Source organism: Rhizobacter sp. P2_D12, assembly GCF_056404395.1.
Genome location: NZ_JBFUEB010000015.1, coordinates 35,309 through 56,893 on the forward strand (window position 1 = coordinate 35,309; position 21,585 = coordinate 56,893).

The 21,585-nt window shown below is 70.0% G+C and carries 20 protein-coding genes and 1 tRNA gene; 5 read left to right on the forward strand and 16 right to left on the reverse strand.

Annotation, left to right across the window (positions count from 1 at the left end):
* From AC1DYN_RS07195 to rsmB, 5 genes are all read right to left on the reverse strand, one after another.
* A tRNA-Phe gene (locus AC1DYN_RS07195) sits at positions 1-76 on the reverse strand.
* A 28-nt stretch (positions 77-104) separates the two neighbouring features.
* On the reverse strand, positions 105-803 hold the full coding sequence (locus tag AC1DYN_RS07200) for a response regulator (protein WP_477958438.1): 699 nt from the start codon (positions 801-803) through the stop codon (positions 105-107).
* A gap of 6 nt (positions 804-809) precedes the next feature.
* Positions 810-3,077: a sensor histidine kinase gene (locus tag AC1DYN_RS07205; RefSeq protein ID WP_477958439.1), complete on the reverse strand. Its 2,268-nt coding sequence runs from the start codon at positions 3,075-3,077 to the stop codon at positions 810-812.
* Between the two features lie 51 nt (positions 3,078-3,128).
* Positions 3,129-3,701, reverse strand: a complete 573-nt coding sequence (locus tag AC1DYN_RS07210; RefSeq protein ID WP_477958440.1) for a DUF4390 domain-containing protein — start codon at positions 3,699-3,701, stop codon at positions 3,129-3,131.
* A 9-nt stretch (positions 3,702-3,710) separates the two neighbouring features.
* Positions 3,711-5,036 (reverse strand): 16S rRNA (cytosine(967)-C(5))-methyltransferase RsmB, encoded by a 1,326-nt coding sequence (gene rsmB / locus AC1DYN_RS07215; RefSeq protein WP_477958441.1) that lies wholly within the window; start codon positions 5,034-5,036, stop codon positions 3,711-3,713.
* A 77-nt stretch (positions 5,037-5,113) separates the two neighbouring features.
* Here rsmB and folE point away from each other — a divergent pair, with 77 nt between their 5' ends.
* Positions 5,114-5,830, forward strand: a complete 717-nt coding sequence (gene folE / locus AC1DYN_RS07220) for a GTP cyclohydrolase I (RefSeq protein ID WP_477958442.1) — start codon at positions 5,114-5,116, stop codon at positions 5,828-5,830.
* A gap of 12 nt (positions 5,831-5,842) precedes the next feature.
* The gene (locus AC1DYN_RS07225; RefSeq protein WP_477958443.1) at positions 5,843-6,268 is read left to right on the forward strand and encodes a BLUF domain-containing protein; all 426 of its coding nucleotides are present in this window, start codon (positions 5,843-5,845) and stop codon (positions 6,266-6,268) included.
* Here AC1DYN_RS07225 and AC1DYN_RS07230 read toward each other — a convergent pair.
* Together AC1DYN_RS07230 and AC1DYN_RS07235 are read right to left on the reverse strand one after the other, a co-directional pair.
* On the reverse strand, positions 6,252-8,165 hold the full coding sequence (locus AC1DYN_RS07230) for a M48 family metalloprotease (protein WP_477958444.1): 1,914 nt from the start codon (positions 8,163-8,165) through the stop codon (positions 6,252-6,254). The genes AC1DYN_RS07225 and AC1DYN_RS07230 overlap by 17 nt on opposite strands.
* 12 nt (positions 8,166-8,177) lie before the next feature.
* Entirely contained in the window at positions 8,178-8,771 is a 594-nt protein-coding gene (locus AC1DYN_RS07235) for a LemA family protein (RefSeq protein ID WP_477958445.1), read from the reverse strand.
* Between the two features lie 126 nt (positions 8,772-8,897).
* Between AC1DYN_RS07235 and AC1DYN_RS07240 the strand changes: the two genes are divergently transcribed.
* Complete coding sequence (locus AC1DYN_RS07240; protein ID WP_477958446.1) at positions 8,898-9,239, forward strand: TA system antitoxin ParD family protein; 342 nt, start codon at positions 8,898-8,900, stop codon at positions 9,237-9,239.
* A gap of 217 nt (positions 9,240-9,456) precedes the next feature.
* On the opposite strand, the gene AC1DYN_RS07245 is transcribed toward AC1DYN_RS07240, so the two are convergent.
* Positions 9,457-10,200: a tetratricopeptide repeat protein gene (locus AC1DYN_RS07245; protein WP_477958447.1), complete on the reverse strand. Its 744-nt coding sequence runs from the start codon at positions 10,198-10,200 to the stop codon at positions 9,457-9,459.
* A complete protein-coding gene (locus AC1DYN_RS07250) occupies positions 10,200-12,248 on the reverse strand; it encodes a bifunctional 2',3'-cyclic-nucleotide 2'-phosphodiesterase/3'-nucleotidase (RefSeq protein WP_477958448.1) in 2,049 nt (682 codons plus the stop codon). The genes AC1DYN_RS07245 and AC1DYN_RS07250 overlap by 1 nt, the downstream gene beginning before the upstream one ends.
* A gap of 164 nt (positions 12,249-12,412) precedes the next feature.
* On the opposite strand from AC1DYN_RS07250, the gene AC1DYN_RS07255 reads away from it, so the two are divergent.
* The gene (locus tag AC1DYN_RS07255; protein WP_477958449.1) at positions 12,413-13,168 is read left to right on the forward strand and encodes a sulfite exporter TauE/SafE family protein; all 756 of its coding nucleotides are present in this window, start codon (positions 12,413-12,415) and stop codon (positions 13,166-13,168) included.
* Positions 13,169-13,180: 12 nt separating this feature from the next.
* A complete protein-coding gene (locus AC1DYN_RS07260) occupies positions 13,181-13,912 on the forward strand; it encodes an ArsR/SmtB family transcription factor (protein WP_477958450.1) in 732 nt (243 codons plus the stop codon).
* Here the strand turns inward: AC1DYN_RS07260 and queC are convergent.
* From queC to AC1DYN_RS07295, 7 genes are all read right to left on the reverse strand, one after another.
* Positions 13,870-14,607, reverse strand: coding sequence for a 7-cyano-7-deazaguanine synthase QueC (gene queC, locus AC1DYN_RS07265; protein WP_477958451.1), 738 nt, complete (start codon positions 14,605-14,607; stop codon positions 13,870-13,872). The genes AC1DYN_RS07260 and queC overlap by 43 nt on opposite strands.
* On the reverse strand, positions 14,604-15,884 hold the full coding sequence (locus AC1DYN_RS07270) for a glutamate-5-semialdehyde dehydrogenase (RefSeq protein WP_477958452.1): 1,281 nt from the start codon (positions 15,882-15,884) through the stop codon (positions 14,604-14,606). The genes queC and AC1DYN_RS07270 overlap by 4 nt, the downstream gene beginning before the upstream one ends.
* A 59-nt stretch (positions 15,885-15,943) precedes the next feature.
* Positions 15,944-16,948 (reverse strand): dipeptide ABC transporter ATP-binding protein, encoded by a 1,005-nt coding sequence (locus AC1DYN_RS07275; protein WP_477958483.1) that lies wholly within the window; start codon positions 16,946-16,948, stop codon positions 15,944-15,946.
* Between the two features lie 17 nt (positions 16,949-16,965).
* Positions 16,966-17,940, reverse strand: coding sequence for an ABC transporter ATP-binding protein (locus tag AC1DYN_RS07280; RefSeq protein ID WP_477958453.1), 975 nt, complete (start codon positions 17,938-17,940; stop codon positions 16,966-16,968).
* A gap of 5 nt (positions 17,941-17,945) precedes the next feature.
* Positions 17,946-18,848 carry an ABC transporter permease subunit gene (locus AC1DYN_RS07285; protein ID WP_477958454.1) on the reverse strand — a complete coding sequence of 301 codons (903 nt, stop codon included), beginning with the start codon at positions 18,846-18,848 and terminating at the stop codon, positions 17,946-17,948.
* A 12-nt stretch (positions 18,849-18,860) separates the two neighbouring features.
* Complete coding sequence (locus AC1DYN_RS07290) at positions 18,861-19,868, reverse strand: ABC transporter permease subunit (RefSeq protein ID WP_477958455.1); 1,008 nt, start codon at positions 19,866-19,868, stop codon at positions 18,861-18,863.
* Positions 19,869-19,961: 93 nt separating this feature from the next.
* Positions 19,962-21,569 carry an ABC transporter substrate-binding protein gene (locus AC1DYN_RS07295; RefSeq protein ID WP_477958456.1) on the reverse strand — a complete coding sequence of 536 codons (1,608 nt, stop codon included), beginning with the start codon at positions 21,567-21,569 and terminating at the stop codon, positions 19,962-19,964.
* Between the last annotated feature and the right edge of the window lie 16 nt (positions 21,570-21,585).

Here is a 21,585-nt window from a genome sequence, read left to right on the forward strand (position 1 = left end):
TGGTGGCCAAGGGCGGAATCGAACCACCGACACGCGGATTTTCAATCCGCTGCTCTACCAACTGAGCTACTTGGCCGTGAGCCAGCGAGTATAGCAGCTGAAATTCACATCCCGCCGCTGCGCTTGTTGCGCGACAGGTCGACGCCCAGCTGCTTCAGCTTGCGGTACAGGTGCGTGCGCTCCAGCCCGGTCTTCTCGGCCACGCGCGTCATGCTGCCGTTCTCCTTGGCGAGGTGGAACTCGAAGTAGCTCTTCTCGAAAGCATCGCGCGCCTCGCGCAGCGGCCGGTCGAGCTCGAAGCTCTGCTCCGATTGCGGGCCCGCCGGCACCGGCTCCAGCGGCACGGCGTGCGCGAGCGGCATCGATTCGATCGCCATGCCGTACTCGATGCGCGGCAAGGGCGGCGGCGGAGGTGGCGGGGACGCCGCCGCGCGGCTGGCCGGCTTGACCAGCGCCTGTTCCACCGCGCGCAGCAGCTTCTGCAGCGTGATCGGCTTCTCGAGGAAGGCCGCGGCGCCCACCTTGGTCGCCTCGACCGCGGTGTCGATGGTGCCGTGGCCCGACATCATGATCACCGGCATCGTCAGCAACGCCGTCGTGCCCCATTCCTTCAACAGCGTGATGCCGTCGACGTCGGGCATCCAGATGTCGAGCAGCACCAGGTCGGGCCGCACGCGCTCGCGGCACGCACGCGCCTGCGCCGCGTTCTCGGCCAGTTCGACCTGGTGGCCTTCGTCGGTCAGGATCTCCGACAGCAGGGCGCGGATGCCCAGTTCGTCGTCTACAACAAGAATGGTGGCCATGAACCCTCAGTGCACCCGGCTCTCGGCCGCGGCCGCTTCAGCGGTGCCGACCGGTGCGAATTTTGAAAATGATAGCGAAACTTGGGCACCGATCACTGCTTCTCCCTGCCCGGTGGCTGCATTGAGGTTGGCCAGCCGGATGCGCGCACCGTGTTCGTCGGCAATCTTCTTCACCACCGCCAGTCCCAGGCCCGTGCCCTTGCTCTTGGTGGTGACGTAGGGTTCGAAGGCCCGCTTCAGCACCTTGTCGGCGAACCCAGGCCCATTGTCGACCACCTGCAGCCGCACGGCGCGCACGTCGCCCTGCTCGGTGCGCGCCAGCTCGGTACTCACCTGCACGTGGCCGTCGGGCCGTTCGGCCACCGCGTCGAACGCGTTCTGCACCAGGTTGTGGATGACCTGCCGCAGCTGCGTCGTGTCGCCGATGATGGGCGGCAGGCCGGGCGCCAGCTCGGCATGCAGGTGGCCGGTCTCCTGCGCGGTCGCGTACAGCGCCAGCACCTCCACCACCAGTGCGTTCAGGTCCAGCGGCAGCGGCCGTGCGGCCGGCAGCCGCGCATAGTCGCGGAACTCGTTGACCAGCGTCTTCATCGCCTGCACCTGGTTGACGATGGTGCCCACCGAGCGCACCAGCATCGCCTGGTCCAGCCCCTCCAGCTTCGACTCGAGCTTGTGCTGCAGCCGCTCGGCCGACAGCTGGATCGGCGTCAGCGGGTTCTTGATCTCGTGCGCCAGGCGCCGCGCCACCTCGCTCCAGGCCTCGGCGCGCTGGGCCGACACGACGTCGCTGATGTCGTCGAACACCATCAGCCGGCCCTCGTGCGGCATCGACGCGCCGCGCACCAGCAGCGTCACCTTGTCGCGCTCGGGCGCGGTCTGCAGGTCGAACGCGTCCTGCCAGTGGTCGCGCTCGCCGGCCTCGGGGCTGCTGCGGTGCAGCTCGAAGCGCTGCAGCACCGCCTGGCCGAACGCCTCCAGCCCCGGCACCTCGGCCAGCGTGCGGCCCCGGTAGGCCGACAACGGCAGGCGCAGGATGCGCGTCGCGCCCGGGTTGACGGTGTCGATGCGGCCCTCGCGGTCGAACACGATCACGCCGGCGGTCAGGTTGTCGAGGATGGTCTGCAGGTTGGTGCGCGCCGCCTCCAGCTGCGCCAGGCTGCGCTGCACCAGCGAGCGCGCATCGGACAGCTGCTCGGTCATGTCGGCGAACGAGCGCGTCAGCCCGCTCAGCTCGTCGCGCGACGACACCACCTGCTTGCGCGTCAGGTCGCCGCGCGCCACCTGGCGCACGCCCTCGGCCAGCACCAGCAGCGGCCGCGCCAGCTGGTTGCCCAGCGTGACGGCCAGCAGCAGCGCACCGAACACCGCCAGGATCAGCGTCAGCGTCAGCGTGCCGATGTACATGCGCCGCAGCCCGTCGCGCGCCAGCGAGCGCTGCTGGTACTCGCGGTAGGCAGCCTGCACCGCCAGGGCGTTGCTGACCACCGCGCTCGGCAGCAGCTGCGTCACGAGCAGGAACCGGTCTTGCCCGTCGAGCGCGAAGTTCGAGCTCGGCATGTAGGCCAGCGCCCGGATGCGCGCCGTGCCCGAGTTGGCCGCGGTGTCCTCGTCCAGCCCCTCGAGCTGGCTCACGACGCGCGTGCTGCGCGCCTGGCGCAGTTGGGCCGGGGTCGGCCGGTCGGGCGCCAGCGTGCCGGCCGCATTGGTGCCGGCCGTCAGCTGCACCTGGCCGTTCGGCCCGAGCAGCGTGACGTCCTGGGCCGACAGCTGCTCGCGCAGGCGCTCCAGCTGCAGCGGCTGCACCCCTTGCGCGGCATCGCTCAGGCGCTCGGCGGCCAGGCGCGTCTTGGTGGCCAGGTCGTTGACCTGCGCGTCCAGCGTGCCGCGCCCGAGGTTCAGGCCGGCATCGAGCGCGCCCTCGACCTTGACGTCGAACCAGGTCTCGATGCTGCGCGAGACGAACTGGTAGGACACGGTGTAGATCAGCAGGCCCGGCACCACGCCCACCATCGCGAAGATCGCCGCCAGCCGCAGCAGCAGCCGGCTGCCGAACTTGCCGCGCCGCACGCGCAGCAGCAGCCGCACCGACGCGATGCCGATCACCAGCATCAGCAGCGCCGCGACGACCAGGTTGACCCAGAACAGCCAGACGTAGTGCCGCTCGTACAGCCCGCGGCTGTTGGTGGCGATGGAGAGCAGGAACACCAGCACCAGGCCGGCCCCGGTGACGGCGACCAGCGAAACGATCCATGCCCAGCGTGAAGCCTTGGTCATGTCAGCGGTGAACCCACGACAGCAACGTAGCGATAGCCCTCAAAAGCGCCCTCAGAAGCGCTTGGCGCGCTCGACCTTCAGCGTCCAGTCGGCCTGGCCGCCGATGCCGATCTGCATCGGCCTGGGGAGCTGGCTGGTGTCGAGCCGGTAGCTGAACTCGACATAGTGTTGAGCATCCTCTTCGATCTGCGCCGGCTCGGCCAGGCGCCAGTTGACGACGCGACGCAGCGAAGCGAGCGCATCGAAGAGATTGTCGTAGCTCTGGTGCAGCCCGCCGAACGTGACGCGGTATTTCCGCGTCAGCGGCTGGAAGGCCAGGCGCCAGGTGCGGGTGGCCGCGGCGACCTGCTTGTCGCGCCAGTACCAGCGGCTGCGGTAGACCTCGGCGTCGGCGACGAAGTAGATCGGCACGCCCTTCAACAGCGCGTCTTCCACCACCCGCGGCAGCTCGAACTGCGCCGAAAAGCTCAGCAACAGCCCGTCATCGCCGCGCACCAGCTCGAAACTCTCCAGCTCCAGCGGTTCGGCCCGCAGCGGCGCATGCAGCGCGAACAGCAGCGCGGCGATGACCCAGGCGGCCAGGCGCCACGGGGAGCAGGGAAAAAACGCGGGAGAGCGCAGCACGGGTGCGTTCTAGGTTTTGGTCAGCAGTGCGTAGAAGAAGCCGTCGGCCCGCGCACCCTTGTGGGATGCCGGGCCTTCCGGTGGATTGTCGGCGAGTGGCAGCAGGTGACCGGGCGATGGCCGGTCGGAAGCCAGGGCCGCACCGGTTTCGCGTTGCAAAAAAGCGTCGATTGCCTGCTGGCCCTCGGCCTGGAACACCGAGCAGGTGCAGTAGAGCAGCCGCCCGCCCGGCTTGAGCAGCGGCCACAGCGCGTCCAGCAGCTGCGCCTGCAGCGCCGCCAGCGCCGGGATGTCGGACGGCCGGCGCAGCCAGCGCACGTCCGGATGGCGGCGCACGATGCCCGAGGCGCTGCAGGGGGCATCCAGCAGGATGGCGTCGAACGGACGGCCATCCCACCAGGCGGCGACCTGGCGCGCGTCGGCCGCCACCAGCGTCGCGCGCTGGCCGACCCGCCCGAGCGTGTCCTGCACGCGGGCCAGCCGGGCCGGGTCGCTGTCGAGTGCGACGACATCCAGGTCGCCGAGCTCGAGCAGGTGCGCAGTCTTGCCGCCCGGCGCGGCGCAGGCGTCGAGCACCCGTGCCCCGGGCGGCAGGCCGGGGCCGAGCAGCAGCGGCGCCGCCCGTTGCGCCGCGGCGTCCTGCACCGAGACGTCGCCGGCGGCGAAGCCGGGCAGCTTCTGCACCGGCAGCGCATGCGCCAGCACCACGGCATGCGGGCCCGCGACCCAGCCCTGCAAGCCGGCGTCGGCCAGCCGCTCGACATACGCCGCCGGCGTGCCGCGACGCGCATTGACACGCAGCGTCATCGGCGGATGCTCGTTGTTCGCGGCCAGCAGCGCCTGCCAATGGTCGGGCCAGTCGGCCTGCAGCCGCTCGATCCACCAGCGCGGGTGGTTGAAGCGCGCCACCGGGTCGGCCAGTGCGGTGGCCAGCTGTGCATCGCTTTCGCGCAGGAAGCGTCGCAGCACCGCATTGACGAACGGCGCGCTGGCCCGGGCGCGCTGCTTGGCGGCCTCGACCGCCTGGTTCACCAGCGTGTGCGGCGCATAGCTGGCACCGGCGCCRGTGCTCGGCTGCATCAGTGCCAGCGCGCTCAGCAGCAGCGCGTCGACGAACGGCGGCGGCGGCTTGGGCGCGAGCTGCTGGCGCAGCGCCTGCGCGATGCCGAGCAGGCGCATCACCTCGAACGCGAGGGCCTGGGTGCCGGGTCGCGCCTCGGCCGGGCAGCGCACCAGCGCCTCGGTGAGCGAGCGGCCGTCGCGCACCGCCTGCACCGCGGTGGCGACGTGGACGAGCAGTTGAGAAAGCGGGAGAGAAGAAGGAGATGGGGTCACGCCCGACAGTCTACGGGCCGGAGCCGGCACAATCGGAGCCCGAGCCAACGACCTCGCAGCACACAAGAAAGGCCGCCATGCCGACCGCGACACCCCCGAGCGACGCCGAACTCGCCGCCCTGCCCGCCTCCGAGCGCATCCGCTACCGCCTGGTCGGTGCCGACTGCCGCTACCACGCGAACGACAACATCTCGGCCCACATCCGCGACGGCGAGGTCGATGAGCTGCGCGCCGAGGTCGAGGCGAAGATGCAGGAGGTGCTGAAGGCGCTGGTGATCGACACCGAGAGCGACCACAACACCAACGAGACCGCACGGCGCGTCGCGAAGATGTTCCTGACCGAGGTGTTCCGCGGCCGCTACGTGCCGATGCCGGCGGTCACCGAGTTCCCCAACGTCGAGCGGCTCAACGAGCTGATGATCGTCGGCCCGGTCACCGTGCGAAGCGCCTGTTCGCACCACCTGTGCCCGATCATGGGCCGGGTCTGGATCGGCATCCTGCCGAACGAGCATTCGAACCTGATCGGCCTGTCGAAGTACGCCCGCATCTGCGACTGGATCATGAGCCGCCCGCAGATCCAGGAAGAGGCGGTCACGATGCTGGCCAACGAATTGCAAAGCCGCGTCAAGCCCGACGGCCTGGCCATCGTGATGGAGGCCGACCATTTCTGCATGCACTGGCGCGGCGTGAAGGACGACCAGTCGATGATGACCAACAGCGTGATGCGCGGCGCCTTCCTGAAGGACGCGAGCCTGCGCCGCGAGTTCCTGTCCCTGCTCAGCAAGAAGACCTGAAAGGAGCACCCCATGCTCGTGCGCCTGATGTACGCCAGCCGTGCCGCCGACTCGATGGACGCCGAGACGCTGGCCGCCATCATGAAGAAGTCGCGCGCCCACAACCCGCAGGTCGGCGTGACCGGCGTGCTGTGCTTTTCCAGCGGCATCTTCCTGCAGGTGCTCGAAGGCGGGCGGCTGCCGGTGAACCTGCTGTACAACCGCATCGCGAGCGACCCGCGCCACCGCGACGTGGCGCTGCTGCGCTACGAAGAGATCAGCGAGCGTCGCTTTGCCGGCTGGGCCATGGGCCAGGTGATGATGAACATGCTGAACCCGGCGCTGCTGCTCAAGTACTCGGAGAAGGCGGTGCTCGACCCCTACGCGGTGTCGGGCGACGTGTCGATGGCGCTGTTCGACGAGCTGGTCGCCACCGCGTCGGTCATGTGCCAGAACTGAACTCGGCCGGCAGCTCGATGTAGTGCCGCGCCAGCTCGGGCGGCAGCGGCGAATCGAGCAGCAGCCCGGCCAGGCGCAGCGCATCGGCCGCGCCGTCCGACAGCCGGTTCATCGGGCTCGCGGCCAGCGCCGCCTCGAGCCAGGCGCGCACCAGCACCGGCCGCAGCATCCACGGCAGCCCCTGCACCACGCCCAGGGCCTGCGCCACCTCGTCGGCATCCGGCAGCTCGGGCGCCGGCACGATCGCGCCGCGCACCCAGCGCTTCATCACCGCCTGGTACCAGGCGGTGCCGGTTTCCAGCTCGCCGTCGGGCACCAGGCGCGACAGGAAGGCGGTGAAGCGCGCCACCTGCATCAGCGCCGATTCGGGCAGGTCGGCCAGGTCGTTGCTGGCGCTGGCGTTCGGGCTCGGCGGGCGCGCCTCGCCCAGGCGGTGCCGCAGCGCGAGCCAGTGCAGCCGGTCGATCGGGCGCACCTGGCCGTCGGCGGCCATCACGCGGCGCGCCGCCTCGACCACGTCCTGCCGGTCATGCAGGGGCGCGCGGGCGATGCGCGCCAGCAGCAGCTCGATCCACGGCAGCCGGGCCGCCCGGCTCAGCTTCTTGACCTCGTCGCGCAGCGCGTCGGCGGTGCTCAGGCCGCGGGTCTCGTCGCGCCAGGCGCGGCGTTCGCGCTGGCTGCCGGGGGTGGCGATCAGCGCCAGCAGCACGGCACGCAGCTCGCCGGGCCCGTGGACACGCCCGAGGCGGTCGATGGCCTCGCGCTCATCGTCGTCGGATAGCGGCCGCGGCTGCGGCAGCGTGGCAGGGGTTTCGGACGTGGCAGACATGGGCACAGCATAGGCGATGGGCGCCACCATGGCGGTGACCGGCGGTGACCGCACCGGCTCGTCGGATTCGACCGCCGGCAGCGTCGGGGCCTCGAGCGGCAGCATGCCGCGGCCGTAGACGCGGCGCACGCGCTCGCGCAGCGGCGGGTGGGTCGCCAGCCAGCCGGCCGGCGCCTGCAGCAGCTGGCCGGCCAGCAGGTGCACCTGCACGCGGTGCAGCGCCGCCTCGCGCGAATCGACCTGGTGCCAGATCTTGCGCAGCGTGCCGCCCAGGCCATCGCGGCTGCGCGTGAACTGCACCGCACTGGCATCGGCCAGCAGCTCGCGCTGGCGCGATACCGCCGCCTGCAGCACCCGGCCGGCGAGCCAGCCCAGGCTGCCGGCGCCGAGGAAGACCGGGCCGATCACCACGCCGGGGAACGCGTGGCGGTCGTTCTCGTCGGTCTCCATCAGCCGGCGCCCGTAGCCGTGCACCAGCGACAGCCCCCACACCAGCGCCAGCAGCACCATGTGCAGCCGCAGGTCGCCGTTGTGGATGTGGCCGAACTCGTGCGCGACCAGGCCCTGCAGCTCGTCGCGCGTCAGCCGTTGCAGCGCGCCGCGCGTCACCGCGATCACCGACTCGCCGGCCGACCAGCCGGCCGCGAACGCGTTGATCGCGTCCTCGTGCTCCAGCAGGAAGACGCGCGGGCGCGGCAGGCCGGTGGCGAGCGTCATCTCGTCGACGATGTTCAGCAGCCGGCGTTCGGTGACGTCGCGCGGATCGAGCAGCTCGCGCCCGCCGGCCCATTCGGCCACGTGGGCGCCACCGCCGCTGCGCAGCCGGGCGGTCTCGACCCAGCAGCCGCCGAGCACGAACAGCAGCACGACGGCGCTGTTGGTCTCGAAGAACAGCGGCGGCAGGTCGGACAGCGCGACGCCGCGCCACACCAGGCTGGCGAGGCCCCACCACAGCGCGAGCAGTGCCGCGTTGACCGCCAGCACCAGCGCCAGCAGCAGCAGCGCGAACAGCGCCAGCAGGCGCAGCGTGGCCTGCCGCGTCTCCTGCTGCTGGTCGCGAAAGCGCACGGCGGCGCCGGACTACAGCTGCACGCGCACCGGGGCGCGCTCGGCCTCGCTGGTGGTGGACTGCAGCATCGCGGCCTCGCGGAAGCCGAACAGCGCGGCCAGCAGGCGGGTCGGGAACTGCTGCGCGGCGACGTTGTAGTCGAAGGCCGCGTCGTTGAAGAGCTGGCGCGAGAACGCCACCTTGTTCTCGGTGCTGGTCAGTTCCTCGGCCAGCTCGCGCAGGCTCTGGTCGGCCTTCAGCTCGGGGTAGGCCTCGACCAGCGCCATCAGCCGGCCCATCGCCGAGCCGAGCACGTCCTCGGCCATCGACAGGCTGGTGACGGGGCCGGCGCTGCCGGGGCGCGCACGCGCCAGGTCGGCGGCGGCCTTGGCCTGGTTGCGCGCGGCGATCACCGCCTCGAGGGTGTCGCGCTCGTGGGCGACGTACTTGCGTGCGACCTCGACCAGGTTGGGGATCAGGTCGTAGCGGCGCTTGAGCTGCACGTCGATCTGCGCGAACGCGTTGCCGATGACGTTGCGCAGCCGCACCAGCCGGTTGTAGGCGCCGACGGCCCAGAAGACCAGGACGGCGAGGATGATCCAGGCGGTGATTTGGGTGGTGCTCATAAGGTGGCGCAAGGCGCTGGTTGATCGCCTGCACTCTACGCCACGCCTGGCCATATCTGACTCTCTGATCTCGATCTCGACCCTCCTGTTGCGTAGTAACCTGCAACGATCCCCCACAAGCACGCCATGTCATCCAATTCCATCCGTGTCGGCGCCGAACTCTTCAACGCTGCTCGCGAAGAGGGCTCCCCCATGCCTCGGTCGGCTGCGCAGCAGATCGAGCATTGGGCGCGGATCGGCGCAGCCCTGGAGGCATGCAACCTCACGGTGAACCAGGTTGCCTTGCTCCTGAAAGAGCGGTCCGATGGGGTCGACCCACCGGGAGATTCCGAGCTTTGGGCATTCAAGCGGCAGCAGCAGCAAACTGATCTCCAGAACGCCCGGGCGGGCCTCGTCAGCCAAGAGCGTTTGAGCTGGTTCTCCGGCGGAAAAGCCCGCCATCTCAAGTTGGCCGACTCGCCCTACTGAGGCGCGGCATGGCGACGCAGCCAGAACTTCCGGCAGGTGAGGAACCCTTGACGCGGACACCGTGGACCGGCTCTTGTCCAACATGAGCACGAGCTGGGCGGCAAACTCCAGCGCATCTACACGCTGGCGCGCAGCCAAGTGGGCAAACGGCTGCTCGCCGGGCACCAGATCGAACTGCTGGACGCCAACGACGGCTTGATTGCCGACGGGTCGGCGCCTACTCCTGGACGGGCGGATGCTTCAGCGAATGGGCGACTTCGGCCAGCGCCTCGCGGGCCTGCTCGGCATCGCGCGCGAGGCCCAGTTCGCCGCGCTCGTAGGCCATCGCCAGCGCTTGGTGCGCGGGCGGGTACTCCAAAGCCGCGGCCTCGCGATACAAGGCAAGGGCCCGCGCCTCGTCGCGCGGCATGCCGCTGCCTTCGCGGGCCGCATTGGCCAGCAGGAACAGCGCCTGCGGGTCATGGCCTTGCGCCGCCCGCGCCAGCCACCGCGCGGCCGTGCCATCATCCCCTGCGCGCCGCGCGATCAAGGCGCGCTGCAGTGCGGCGCCCGCATGTCCCTGCGCGGCGGCCTGCTCGAAATCGCGCGCCGCGGCCGCCTCGTCGTGCTGCGACCCCGGCTGCAGGCGCAGGCGCCCGAGCTGGTAGGCCGCCTGCACGTCGCCCTGCTGCTGCGCCGCCAGCAGCCAGTGCTGCGCTTCACCGCTGCGCGCCGGCCCGTCGGCCAGCAAGGCCATCCCGAAGGCCCGCTGCGCATCCGCCGCGCCGCCCTGCGCGCGGTAGCGCAGCTGCAGCAAGGCCTGCGGATCGCGCCCCGCGCCGGCACGCACCGCCAGCTGCTCGGTCGACACCGTCACGGCCTCGTCGCGGGCGCTGCGGGCGCTGACGCCCACCGCCAGCGCCGCGCTCGTGGCGGCCAGCGCCACCAGCGCCCAGACGGTGTGTTCGAGCAGCCGCGCCATCACTGGGCCAGGTCGATCGCGTAGACCGACAGGCTCTTGCCGCTGCCGTCATCGGCCTGCTGCAGCGTGATGCCCGGCAGGCCGGCCGCCTGGGCCAGCGCCAGCTGCCCCGCCGCCGACTTGAAGGTCACCGGGCCCGCCGTCGTCACCTTCGTGAAGTGCCAGCTGCGGTGCGAGCCGTTGGTGGCGCGCGTCAGGTTCTTCGCGGTCTTGATGTAGGCGATCAGCACGTCGCGGTTGGCGTCCGGCGATGCGTAGATCGTCTTGCTGCCGTCCAGCCCCGGGAAGCTGCCGCCGCCGCTCGCGCGGTAGTTGTTGGTCGCGACGACGAACTCGGCCGCCGGGTCGATGGCCGCGCCCTTGTACGTCAGGTTCTTGATGCGGCTGCCGACGGCCTGCGTCACGTCGATCTCGTACTGCATGTCGGCCGACGTGAACATGTCGAAGTTGTAGCCCGGGTAGGTGCTGACCAGCTCCTGCGCCGTCGCCAGCGCCGGGTTGATGGTGTTGAAGCGCTTGGCCGCGGTCTCGAGCCAGTTCTTGACGTCCGCACCGGTCACCTTCACCGCGTAGATGGTGTTCGGGTACAGGTACAGGTCGGCGGCGTTGTTGATCGCCAGCGGCCCCGACGCCACGTCGGTGAAGTCGCTGCCGCCGCCGAAGCCGGACTTGAACGGTGCACTGACCGACAGCACCGGCAGGTTCTTGTACTGCGGCAGGTTGGCCTGGATGTAGCTCGCGACGTAGTCGGCCTGGGCCTGGTTGACGATCTCGATCGCGCCCGGCTCGCCGACGTCGGCGAAGTAGCTCGTCATCCGGAAATCGGTCGTGCCGACCGGCGTCTTCACGTAGGTGATCGTCGCCTGGTGCTCGGCCTCGACCAGCGGGGCCACCGTCGCGTCCACCGCCACGTAGGTCTTGTCGGCGTTCTGCGTCGAACGCGCCTGCACGGTGGCGGCCTTGGTCGTGTCGACCGTCCACTTGCTGCCGTCGTGCTTCAGGTTCAGGCCGATCACGCCCAGGTGCTTGCCCCAGAAGTTGGCCATCACGGTCGGCACGCCGTTGACCGTGCCCTTGGCCTTGTCGACGCCGGTCTGGTTGAACTGGCCCACGGTGCTGTTGGCATCCGGGAAGATCTGGTGCGAATGGCCGATCAGCATCGCATCGACGCCGGCCACGTTCGACAGGTGCCAGCTGCCGTTCTCCATCGTCGGCGAGTAGGCCGAGCTGTCGAGCCCGCCGTGCGAGATCACGACGATCAGCTCGGCGCCCTTGGCCTTCATCTCGGGCACGAACTTCTCCGCCGTTTCCTTCACGCCCTCGGTGTACACCTTGCCATCCAACCAGCGCTTGTCCCAGGCCAGGATGGTGGGCGGCGCGAAGCCGATGAAGCCGACCTTGACCGGCACGCTGACGTCCGTGCCGTCCGGGGCCTTGGCCTTCAGCGTCTTCGTGACGATGGTGTACGGGTTGAACAGCGGCTGCTTGCTCTTGACGCTGTAGACGTTGGCCAGCACCTGCGGGAAGGCCGGGCCGGCGCACTTGGCCTGCGCCGCGACGGCCGGCATGCCGTCGACGTCGAACTTGCTGCCGGTCACCTGGGCCAGGTAGGGCAGGCCGTAGTTGAACTCGTGGTTGCCGATGCCGCCGACGTCGTAGCCGGACGCGTTCATCGCCTTGTAGATCGCCAACGTGTCGGTGCAGGCAGCGGGCTTCACCAGCGCCTGGTAGTCGGACAGCGCCGTGCCCTGGATGGTGTCGCCGTTGTCGACCAGCATCGTGTTGGCGAACTCGGCGCGCGCCGCCTTGATCAGCGTCGAGGTGCGTTCGAAGCCGAGCGTCGTGTCGGCGGCCAGCTTGAAATAGTCGTAGCTGCGCACGTTGGTGTGCAGGTCGGTGGTCTCCAGCAGCGCGAGCTGCGCGGTGGTGCCGGCCGCGACGGCCGGGGCCGGCGCGGGCGCGTCGTCGTCGCTGCCGCCACAGGCCAGCAAGCCGGTTCCCAGCACGATGACGCCCGCACCCCAACCCATCCCTCGATTGAACCGCATCTTGACTCCTGTAGGTGTGATCGCCTCGTGGGCGAAGCGGGGAGTGTCGCGACGGCATGTGGCAACTCTGTGAAACGGCACCGTGGTCCGACGCTTCGATGCAGGCCGAAGCATCTTCCGGGCCCGCGGCACGAAGATCCATCCCACCGTCACCGGAACCTGCCATGCCGTCCAACGAACTCCTCTTCCTGCTGGTCTTCGCCGCCTTCGTCTTCACCCTCGCCGGCTTCGTCAAGGGCGTGATCGGCCTCGGGCTGCCGACCATCTCGATGGGACTGCTCAGCATCGTGATGCCGCCGGCGCAGGCCGCGGCGCTGCTGGTGGTGCCGTCGTTCGTCACCAACATCTGGCAGATCGCCGGGCCGGGTTTCGCGGCGCTGCTGCGCCGGCTCGCGACGCTGCTGGCCGGCGTGTGTGCCGGCGTCGCGCTCGGCACCGGCTGGCTGAGCGCCGGCCACGCACCAAGCTGGGCCGGCCTGGCCCTGGGGCTGTCGCTGCTGGCCTATGCAAGCCTCGGGCTGCTGGCGGTGCGGCTGCACGTGCCGGCGCGGCTGGAGCCGTGGCTGTCGCCGCTGGTCGGCGTCTCGACCGGGCTCGTCACCGCGGCCACCGGCGTGTTCGTGATCCCCTGCGTGCCCTACCTGCAGGCGCTCGGCCTGGCGAAGGAAGAGCTGGTGCGTGCCCTCGGCATCTCGTTCCTGGTCTCGACCATCGCGCTGGCCGCGAGCCTGCAGCACGGCGGCGCGCTCGACATGCGGGCCGCCACCAGTTCGCTGCTCGCGCTGCTGCCGGCGCTGCTCGGCATGGGCCTGGGGCAGCAATTGCGGCGCGCGGTGCAGCCGGACACCTTCAAGCGCATCTTCCTTGCCGGGCTGTGGCTGCTGGGGGCTTACCTGAGCCTGCGCGCCTTGTGGGCATGAGAGGATGCCCCGATGAGCAGCCCGGAACCCCGCTTCACCCGCATCGCCGCGATGATCGGCGACCCGACCCGGGCGCGCATGCTGGCCGCGTTGATGGGCGGCCAGTACCTCGCGGCCGGCGAACTGGCCGAAACCGCCGGCGTCACCGCGCAGACCGCCAGCGCGCACCTCACGCAGCTGGTCGACAACGAGCTGGTCGTCGTGCGCACGCAGGGCCGGCACCGCTACTTCCGGCTCGCCGACGCCGACATCGGCCACGCGCTCGAAGCGCTGTCGCTGGTGGCCGAGCGCGCCGCCGGTTCGGAGAAATGGAACCATGGCGCCTACAAGCCGCTGAAGGCCGCGCGCACCTGCTACAGCCACCTGGCCGGCGAGCTGGGCGTCGCGTGGTTCGAGGGCTTGCTGGCCCGCGGCACGCTGGTGCCGCGCGACGGCCAATTCGTGCTGAGCGACGTCGGCCGCCACGAACTGCAGACCTTGGGCATCGCGTTGCCGCCGAGCGGCGCCAAGCGCTATGCCTATGCCTGCCTGGATTGGTCAGAGCGCCGCGACCACCTGGCCGGCGGGCTGGCGGTCAGCCTGCTCGACCACGCGATGGACCAGGGTTGGCTGCGCCGCGTGGCGGGCTCGCGCGCGCTGACGCTGACGCCCGAAGGCCGGCGCGCGCTCGCGCCCTGGCTGCAGCAGCCGCCGCGACAGCCTCAGCTGGAGAACTCGGTGTCCGCGAACGGCATCGAGCCGTGACGCCGCCACGCGCCGTAGCCGCGGGCGCGCAGCGCGCAGGCCGGGCACTGGCCGCAGCCGTAGCCCCACTCGTGGCGCTGGCTGCGCTCGCCGAGATAGCAGGTGTGGGTGTGCTCGACGACCAGCTGGGTCAGCGGCTCGCCGCCGAGTTCGTCGGTCAGCGCCCAGGTCTGCGCCTTGTCCAGCCACATCAGCGGCGTCTCGATCGTCATCGGCGTGTCCATGCCCAGGCTCAGCGCGACCTGCTGCGCCTTCAGCGTGTTGTCGCGGCAATCGGGGTAGCCTGAAAAGTCGGTCTCGCACATGCCGCCCACCAGCACGCTGAGCCCGCGCCGGTAGGCGATCGCCGCGGCGAACGTGAAGAACAGCAGGTTGCGCCCCGGCACGAAGGTGTTCGGCAGGCCGCTCGCGTTCATCTCGATCGCGCGCGCCTTGGTGAGCGCGGTGTCGGAGATCTGGCCCAGCAGCTGCAGGTCGAGCAGGTGGTCGTCGCCCAGCTTGCCGGCCCAGCGGCGGAACTGCGCATGCAGCTGCGCGCGCACGTTGAGCCGGCACTCGAGCTCGACGACGTGGCGCTGGCCGTAGTCGAAGCCGATGGTCTCGACGTGGGCATAGCTTTCGAGCGCCCACGCGAGGCAGGCGGTGGAATCCTGGCCGCCGGAGAACAGCACCAGGGCCGAACGCGGATCGCTCATGTGCGGATTTCTCCCTGGCCCAGCACGACCCATTTCATCGAGGTCAGGCCTTCCAGCCCGACCGGCCCGCGTGCATGGAACTTGTCGGTGCTGATGCCGATCTCGGCGCCCAGCCCGTACTCGAAACCATCGGCGAAACGCGTGCTGGCGTTGACCATCACGCTGGCCGAATCGACCTCGCGCAGGAAGCGCATCGCATGGCCGTGGTGCTCGGTGAGGATCGCATCGGTGTGGTGCGAGCCGTGGCGGTTGATGTGGGCGATGGCTTCGTCGAGGTCGGCCACCACCTTCACGCTGATGACCGCCGCGAGGTATTCCTCGTCCCAATCCTGCTCGGTCGCCGCGACCAGCGTCGCGCCGGCCACCGGCTGCAGCAGCGCCAGCGCCGCCGGGTCGCAGCGCATCTCGACGCCCTTGGCGGCAAACAGCGCGCCCAGGCGCGGCAGGAAGGCCGGCGCGACGTCGCGGTGCACCAGCAGCGACTCGGCCGCATTGCAGGGGCTGTATTTCTGCGTCTTGGCGTTGTCGGTCACGCGCAAGGCCAGTTCCAGATCGACCTGCGCGTCGACGTAGACGTGGCAATTGCCGTCCAGGTGCTTGATCACCGGCACCCGGGCCTCGCGGCTGATGCGCTCGATCAGGCCCTTGCCGCCGCGCGGGATGATCACGTCGACCGCCTGCGGCGACGCGATCAGGTGGCCGACGGCGGCGCGGTCGGTGGTCTGCACGAGCTGCACCGCGTCGACCGGCAGGCCGGCCTCGTCGAGCGCGGCCTGCACCAGCTTCCACAGCGCGAGGTTGGACTGGAGGGCCTCCGAGCCGCCACGCAGGATGCAGGCGTTGCCGCTCTTGATCGCAAGCGAGGCCGCCTCGATGGTGACGTTGGGCCGGCTCTCGTAGATCATGCCGAACACGCCCAGCGGCACGCGCATCTGGCCGACGCTGATGCCGCTCGGGCGGCGGCGCAGGCCGGTGATCTCGCCGATCGGGTCGGGCATCGCGGCGATCTGTTCGCAGCCTTCGGCGACGGTGGCCAGCACCTTCGGGGTCAGCTTCAGGCGGTCGACCATCGGGGCGGCCAGGCCGGCGGCCTGGGCGGCAGCGATGTCGACCTGGTTGGCCTGGGCCAGCGCATCGCCGCCCTCGCGCAGCCGGCGTGCCAGCGCCAGCAGCGCGGCGTTCTTCGCGGCGGTGGAGGCCGCCGCCATCCGGCCGCTGGCCGCCCGCGCCGCCGCGCCCATGTGGGCGATGGTCGCCTGGAGGTCGTTCGAAGTCATCCGGGCATTGTCGCAAACCGCATGCCAGTGCGGGGCCCGACGTGGATATCCCGGCCGGATCAGGCCAGTTCGGCCGAACGGTGGCAGGCCGCCAGCTGGCCCGGCGCCACCTCGGCCAGCACCGGCACCTCGACCCGGCAGCGCTCGATCGCATGCGGGCAGCGCTTGTGGAAGGCACAGCCGCTCGGCGGGTTCAGCGGCGACGGCAGCTCGCCGCTCAGCACCGTCTTCTGCGCGCGCGAGGCCGCGTCGATGCGCGGCGTGCTGGCCAGCAGCGCCCGCGTGTACGGGTGGCGCGGCGCGGCGAACAGCTGCCGCTTGGGCGCCTGCTCGACCACCTTGCCGAGGTACATCACCATCACGTCGTCGGCGATCAGCTCCACCACCGCCAGGTTGTGCGAGATGAAGACGTAGGCCACCTTCGTCTCGTCCTGCAGGTCCATCAGCAGGTTCAGCACCTGGGCCTGGATCGACACGTCGAGCGCCGACACCGGTTCGTCGGCGACGACGATGCGCGGCGACAGCATCAGCGCGCGCGCGATCGCGATGCGCTGGCGCTGCCCGCCGGAGAACATGTGCGGGTAGCGCTGGTGGAACTCGGGCCGCAGGCCGACGCGGGCCATCATCGCGCGCGCCCGCTCGGCGCGTTCGGCGGCCGACAGCGGCGTGTTGATGAGCAGCGGTTCCTCGAGCGCGCGGCCGATCGTCTTGCGCGGGTTCAGGCTCGCGAACGGGTTCTGGAACACCATCTGCACCTCGCGGCGCAGCGCCTTGCGGGCCGCCGCACCGGCGGTGGCGACGTCGACGCCGGCCAGCACCAGGTGGCCGGCCGTGGGCGCCTCGATCATCGTGACCTGGCGTGCCAGCGTGCTCTTGCCGCAGCCGGATTCGCCGACCACGGCCAGCGTCCGGCCGGCCTTGACCTCGAAGGACACGCCGTCGAGCGCACGCGCGAGCGCCTTCGGCTTCATGAAGCCCTGGGACACCGGGTAGTGCTTGGCCAGTCCGCTCGCCTGGAGCACCACGGTGTCGGGGGATCCCGGATTGCGGCCTTCGGCCTCCATCCGGGCGACGGGTGCGGTCATGCGGGCACCTCGGAATGAAGCGGGAAGTAGCAGCGGGCCTGGGCACCTTCGGGGCCGGACAGCGCGGGCCGCTCGGCGCGGCACCTGTCCTGCACGTACGGGCAGCGCGGCGACAGCAGGCAGCCCTGCGGCCGGTCGAACGCGCCCGGCACCACGCCCGGCATCGAGCTGAGCCGGCGCCGGCCGATGTTGTGCTCCGGCAGCGCCGACAGCAGCGCCTCGGTGTACGGGTGGCGCGGCGCCTCGAAGATCTGCGGCACCAGCGCGGTCTCGACCACCTCGCCGGCATACATCACCTGCACCCGCTGCGCGACCTCGGCCACGACGCCCAGGTCGTGCGTGATCAGCATCAGCGCCATGCCGCGCTCGCGCTGCAGCTTCAGCAGCAGCGCCAGCATCTGCGCCTGGATCGTCACGTCGAGCGCGGTCGTCGGTTCGTCGGCGATCAAGAGCCGCGGGTTGCAGGCGATCGCCATCGCCACCATCACGCGCTGGCTCATGCCGCCCGACAGCTGGTGCGGGAAGGCATCGAGCCGGCGCTCGGCATCGGGGATCTCGACGTCGCGCAGCAGCTGCAGCGCGCGTGCGCGCAAGGCCTTCTTCGAGCCGCCCTCGTGGATGCGCAGCGTCTCGATCAGCTGGTACGCGACGGTGAAGCAGGGGTTCAGGCTGCTCATCGGATCCTGGAAGATCATCGCGATGTCGCGCCCGAGCATCTGGCGGCGCTGTTTCAGCGGCATGGCCAGCAGGTCCTGCCCGTCGAAGCGCAAGGCCTGGGCGCTGACGCGGCCCGGCTCCTCGACCAGGCCCATCAGCGCGAGCGCGGTGACGCTCTTGCCCGAGCCCGATTCGCCGACGATGCCCACCACCTCGCCCGCATCGATGCGCAGGCTCACGCCGTCGACCGCCTTGAACGGCGACGCGGCCGGGCCGAACTCGACCCGCAGTTGATCCACTTCCAGCAAGGCCATCGGGCTTATCTCTTGAGCTTCGGGTCGAGCGCGTCGCGCAGCCCGTCGCCCATCAGGTTGAAGGCCAGCACCGACACCAGGATCGCCAGGCCCGGCAGCGTCACCACCCACCAGGCGCTCTGGATGAATTCGAGCGCGCTGGCCAGCATCGAGCCCCATTCCGGCGTCGGCGGCTGTGCCCCCAGGCCGAGGAAGCCCAGGGCTGCGGCATCGAGGATCGCGGTCGAGAAGCCGAGCGTCGCCTGCACGATCAGCGGCGCGGCGCAGTTGGGCAGCACCGTGTCGAACATCAGCCGCGGCGTGCCGGCACCGGCCAGCCGCGACGCGGCGACATAGTCCTTGCCGAGCTCGCCGATCACCGCGGCGCGCGTCAGGCGCACGAAGTGCGGCAGCATCACGATGGCGATCGCGTACATCGCGTTCATCAGCCCGGGGCCGAGGATGGCCACCACCGACACCGCCAGCAGCAGGCTGGGCAGTGCCAGCATGATGTCCATCAGCCGCATGATGGTGAACTCGACCCCGCCGCGGAAGAAGCCGGCCAGCAGGCCCAGCACCACGCCGATGCTCAGCGACAGGCCCACCGACACCAGGCCGATCAGCAGCGACAGCCGGGTGCCGTGGATCAGCCGCGACAGCACGTCGCGCCCGACCGGGTCGGTGCCGAGGAGGAAGCGATGGCCGTTGACCGGCTGCCACGACGGCGCCTGCAGCGTCGCATCGCGGTACTGCTCGCTCGGCGAATACGGCGCGATCACGTCGGCCAGCAGCGCGCACAGCAGCAGTGCGACCACGATCACGAGGCCGATGATGGCGCCGCGGTTGCGGCGGAAATCGCGCCACAGCTCGGCCAGCGGCGACGGCGGCGTGCTGCCGGCGGGGGCTTGCGGGAGGCTGGCTTCACTCATTCGGGTTCGGTCTCAGTGGTGCCGGATGCGTGGGTTGATCACGCCATAGAGCAGGTCGACCAGCAGGTTGACGCCGATGATCACGGTGGCCGACATCAGGATGCCGCCCTGCACCGCCGGGTAGTCGCGGCGGTGGATGGCCTCGACCAGCCACTTGCCGATGCCGGGCCACGAGAAGATGGTCTCGGTGAGGATGGCGCCGGCCAGCATCGTGCCGACCTGCAGCCCGATCGTCGTCACCACCGGGATCAGCGCGTTGCGCAGCGCATGGATGGCGACGACGCGCCAGGTCGAAGCGCCCTTGGCGCGCGCGGTGCGCACGTAGTCCTCGCGCAGCACCTCGAGCATCGACGAGCGCGTCATGCGCGCGATCACCGCGAGCGGGATGGTGCCCAGCGCCACCGCCGGCAGGATCAGGTGCGACAGCGCGCTGCGGAACGCGCCCTTGTCGTCGGACAGCAGCGAATCGACCAGCATGAAGCCGGTGACCGGCGGGATGTCGAACTGGATCGCGATGCGCCCGGACACCGGCGTCCAGCCGAGCGTCACCGAGAAGAACAGGATCAGCAGCAGGCCCCACCAGAAGATCGGCATCGAGTAGCCGGTCAGCGACGCGCCCATCACGGTGTAGTCGTAGACGGTGTTGCGCTTCATCGCCGCCAGGATGCCGGCCGGCAGGCCGATCGCGAGCGCAAGGAACAGCGCCACCATCGACAGCTCGATGGTGGCCGGGAACAGCGTCAGGAACTCGCGGAACACCGGCTCGTGCGTGATGGTCGACAGCCCCAGGTCACCGTGCAGTGCGCGCCAGACGTAGTCCAGGTATTGCTGCCACAGCGGGCGGTCGAGGCCGAACTCGTGCACCAGGCGCTGGTAGCGCTCGGGCGTCATGCCGCGCTCGCCGGACAGGGCTTCGACCGGGTCGCCCGGCAGCAGGCGGATCAGCGAGAACACCAGCAGCGTGATGCCGAGGAAGGTCGGCAGCACGAGCGACAGGCGCTTGGCAATGAAGGAAATCATTCAGATGGTGGCCAGGACGGGAGCGGGCCGGGCGCCGGGCCGCCAAGAGCCACGAAGAGGCTCACTTCGTGGACCTTGCCGGCCGAGGGGTCGTCACTTCGCGAGATCGACCTTGGTGAAGTAGTGGTGCGCGGTCGCATCCATCTTGTAGCCAATCACTTCCTTGCGCACCGGGTCGAAGCGCACCGAGTGGGCGATCGGGATCCACGGGGCCTCTTCATGGACGATCTCCTGGGCCTTGCCGTACAGCGCAGCGCGGTCGGACTGCTTCGTGACGGCCTTGGCCTTCTGCACCAGCTCCTCGAAGCCCTTGTCGCACCAGCGCGCGACGTTGCCGCCGCCCTTCACCGCCGAGCAGCCGAGCAGCGGCACGAAGAAGTTGTCGGGGTCGCCGTTGTCGCCCGACCAGCCGAACATCATCGCGTGCTGCTCGCCGGTCTTGCTGCGCTTGCGGTACTCGCCCCACTCGAAGGTGATCAGCTTGGTCTTGACGCCGATCTTCTCCCAGTCGGCCTGGATCAGCTCGGCCATGCGCTTGCCGTCCGGGTTGTACGGGCGCGTCACCGGCAGGTACCACAGCTCGACCTCGGTGCCGTTCGGGAAGCCCGCCTTGGCCAGCAGGTCCTTGGCCTTCGCCGGGTCATACGGGTACTCGGCCACCTTGTCGTTGTACGACCAGAGCGTCGGCGGGATCGGGTTCTTGGCGGCCTGGCCCGCGCCCTGGAACACCGAGTCGAGGATCGCCTTCTTGTTGACCGCCATGCTCAGCGCCTGGCGCACCTGCTTGTTGTCGAACGGCTTCTTCTCGACGTTGAAGGCGATGTAGCCGACGTTCAGGCCGTTCTGCTGCACCAGGTTGATGTTCGGATCGGCCTTCATCAGCGCGACGTCGGCCGGCTTCGGGAACGCCATCACGTGGCACTCGCCGGTCTTCAGCTTGGCGTAGCGCACCGACGCGTCGGTGGTGATCGCGAACACCAGGTTGTCGATCTTCGGGCGGCCGCCCCAGTAGGCGTCGAAGGCCTTGTAGCGGATCACCGCGTCCTTCTGGTACGAGACGAACTGGAACGGGCCGGTGCCCACCGGCTCGCGGTCCAGCGCCTCGGGCGTGCCGGCGGCCTTCATCTTCTCGCCGTACTCGGCCGACAGGATGGACGCGAAGTCCATCGCCATGTTGGCCATGAACGGCGCCTCGGGCTTCTTCAGCACGAACTTCACCGTCAGCGCATCGACCTTCTCGACGCGCTCGACGATGTCCTTCATGCCCATGTCCTCGAAGTACGCGTAGGTCGCGCCCGGCTGGGTCTTGGCCAGCGGGTGGTTCGGGTCGGCCATGCGGTTGTACGAGAACAGCACGTCGTCGGCGTTGAAGTCGCGCGTCGGCGTGAACTTGGACGTGCTGTGGAACTTGACGCCCTTGCGCAGCTTGAAGGTGTAGCTCAGGCCGTCGGCCGCGGCGGTCCAGCTCTCGGCCAGCGCCGGGATGATGTTGGTGGTGCCGGTGTCGAACTCGACCAGGCGGTTGAACATCGGGACCGACACCGCGTCGAAGGTGGTGCCCGTCGTGTAGTACTGCGGGTTGAAGCCTTCCGGGCTGCCCTCGGAGCAGTAGACCAGCGTCTTGGCCGCGAACGATGCGCCCGCGCACGCCAGAAGGCAGGTGGCCGCAAGGGCCCGGAGGGGGAAGCCGCGAAGTTTCATGGGTGTGGGTCCTGTA

Coding starts and splice junctions, on each gene's coding strand:
- AC1DYN_RS07200 (WP_477958438.1), bottom strand. CDS start 803: ATGGCCACCATTCTTGTTGTAGACGACGAACTGGGCATCCGCGCCCTG.
- AC1DYN_RS07205 (WP_477958439.1), bottom strand. CDS start 3,077: ATGACCAAGGCTTCACGCTGGGCATGGATCGTTTCGCTGGTCGCCGTC.
- folE (WP_477958442.1), top strand. CDS start 5,114: ATGCCGACCGCGACACCCCCGAGCGACGCCGAACTCGCCGCCCTGCCC.
- AC1DYN_RS07225 (WP_477958443.1), top strand. CDS start 5,843: ATGCTCGTGCGCCTGATGTACGCCAGCCGTGCCGCCGACTCGATGGAC.
- AC1DYN_RS07235 (WP_477958445.1), bottom strand. CDS start 8,771: ATGAGCACCACCCAAATCACCGCCTGGATCATCCTCGCCGTCCTGGTC.
- AC1DYN_RS07240 (WP_477958446.1), top strand. CDS start 8,898: ATGTCATCCAATTCCATCCGTGTCGGCGCCGAACTCTTCAACGCTGCT.
- AC1DYN_RS07245 (WP_477958447.1), bottom strand. CDS start 10,200: ATGGCGCGGCTGCTCGAACACACCGTCTGGGCGCTGGTGGCGCTGGCC.
- AC1DYN_RS07250 (WP_477958448.1), bottom strand. CDS start 12,248: ATGCGGTTCAATCGAGGGATGGGTTGGGGTGCGGGCGTCATCGTGCTG.
- AC1DYN_RS07255 (WP_477958449.1), top strand. CDS start 12,413: ATGCCGTCCAACGAACTCCTCTTCCTGCTGGTCTTCGCCGCCTTCGTC.
- AC1DYN_RS07260 (WP_477958450.1), top strand. CDS start 13,181: ATGAGCAGCCCGGAACCCCGCTTCACCCGCATCGCCGCGATGATCGGC.
- queC (WP_477958451.1), bottom strand. CDS start 14,607: ATGAGCGATCCGCGTTCGGCCCTGGTGCTGTTCTCCGGCGGCCAGGAT.
- AC1DYN_RS07270 (WP_477958452.1), bottom strand. CDS start 15,884: ATGACTTCGAACGACCTCCAGGCGACCATCGCCCACATGGGCGCGGCG.
- AC1DYN_RS07275 (WP_477958483.1), bottom strand. CDS start 16,948: ATGGAGGCCGAAGGCCGCAATCCGGGATCCCCCGACACCGTGGTGCTC.
- AC1DYN_RS07280 (WP_477958453.1), bottom strand. CDS start 17,940: ATGGCCTTGCTGGAAGTGGATCAACTGCGGGTCGAGTTCGGCCCGGCC.
- AC1DYN_RS07285 (WP_477958454.1), bottom strand. CDS start 18,848: ATGAGTGAAGCCAGCCTCCCGCAAGCCCCCGCCGGCAGCACGCCGCCG.
- AC1DYN_RS07290 (WP_477958455.1), bottom strand. CDS start 19,868: ATGATTTCCTTCATTGCCAAGCGCCTGTCGCTCGTGCTGCCGACCTTC.
- AC1DYN_RS07295 (WP_477958456.1), bottom strand. CDS start 21,569: ATGAAACTTCGCGGCTTCCCCCTCCGGGCCCTTGCGGCCACCTGCCTT.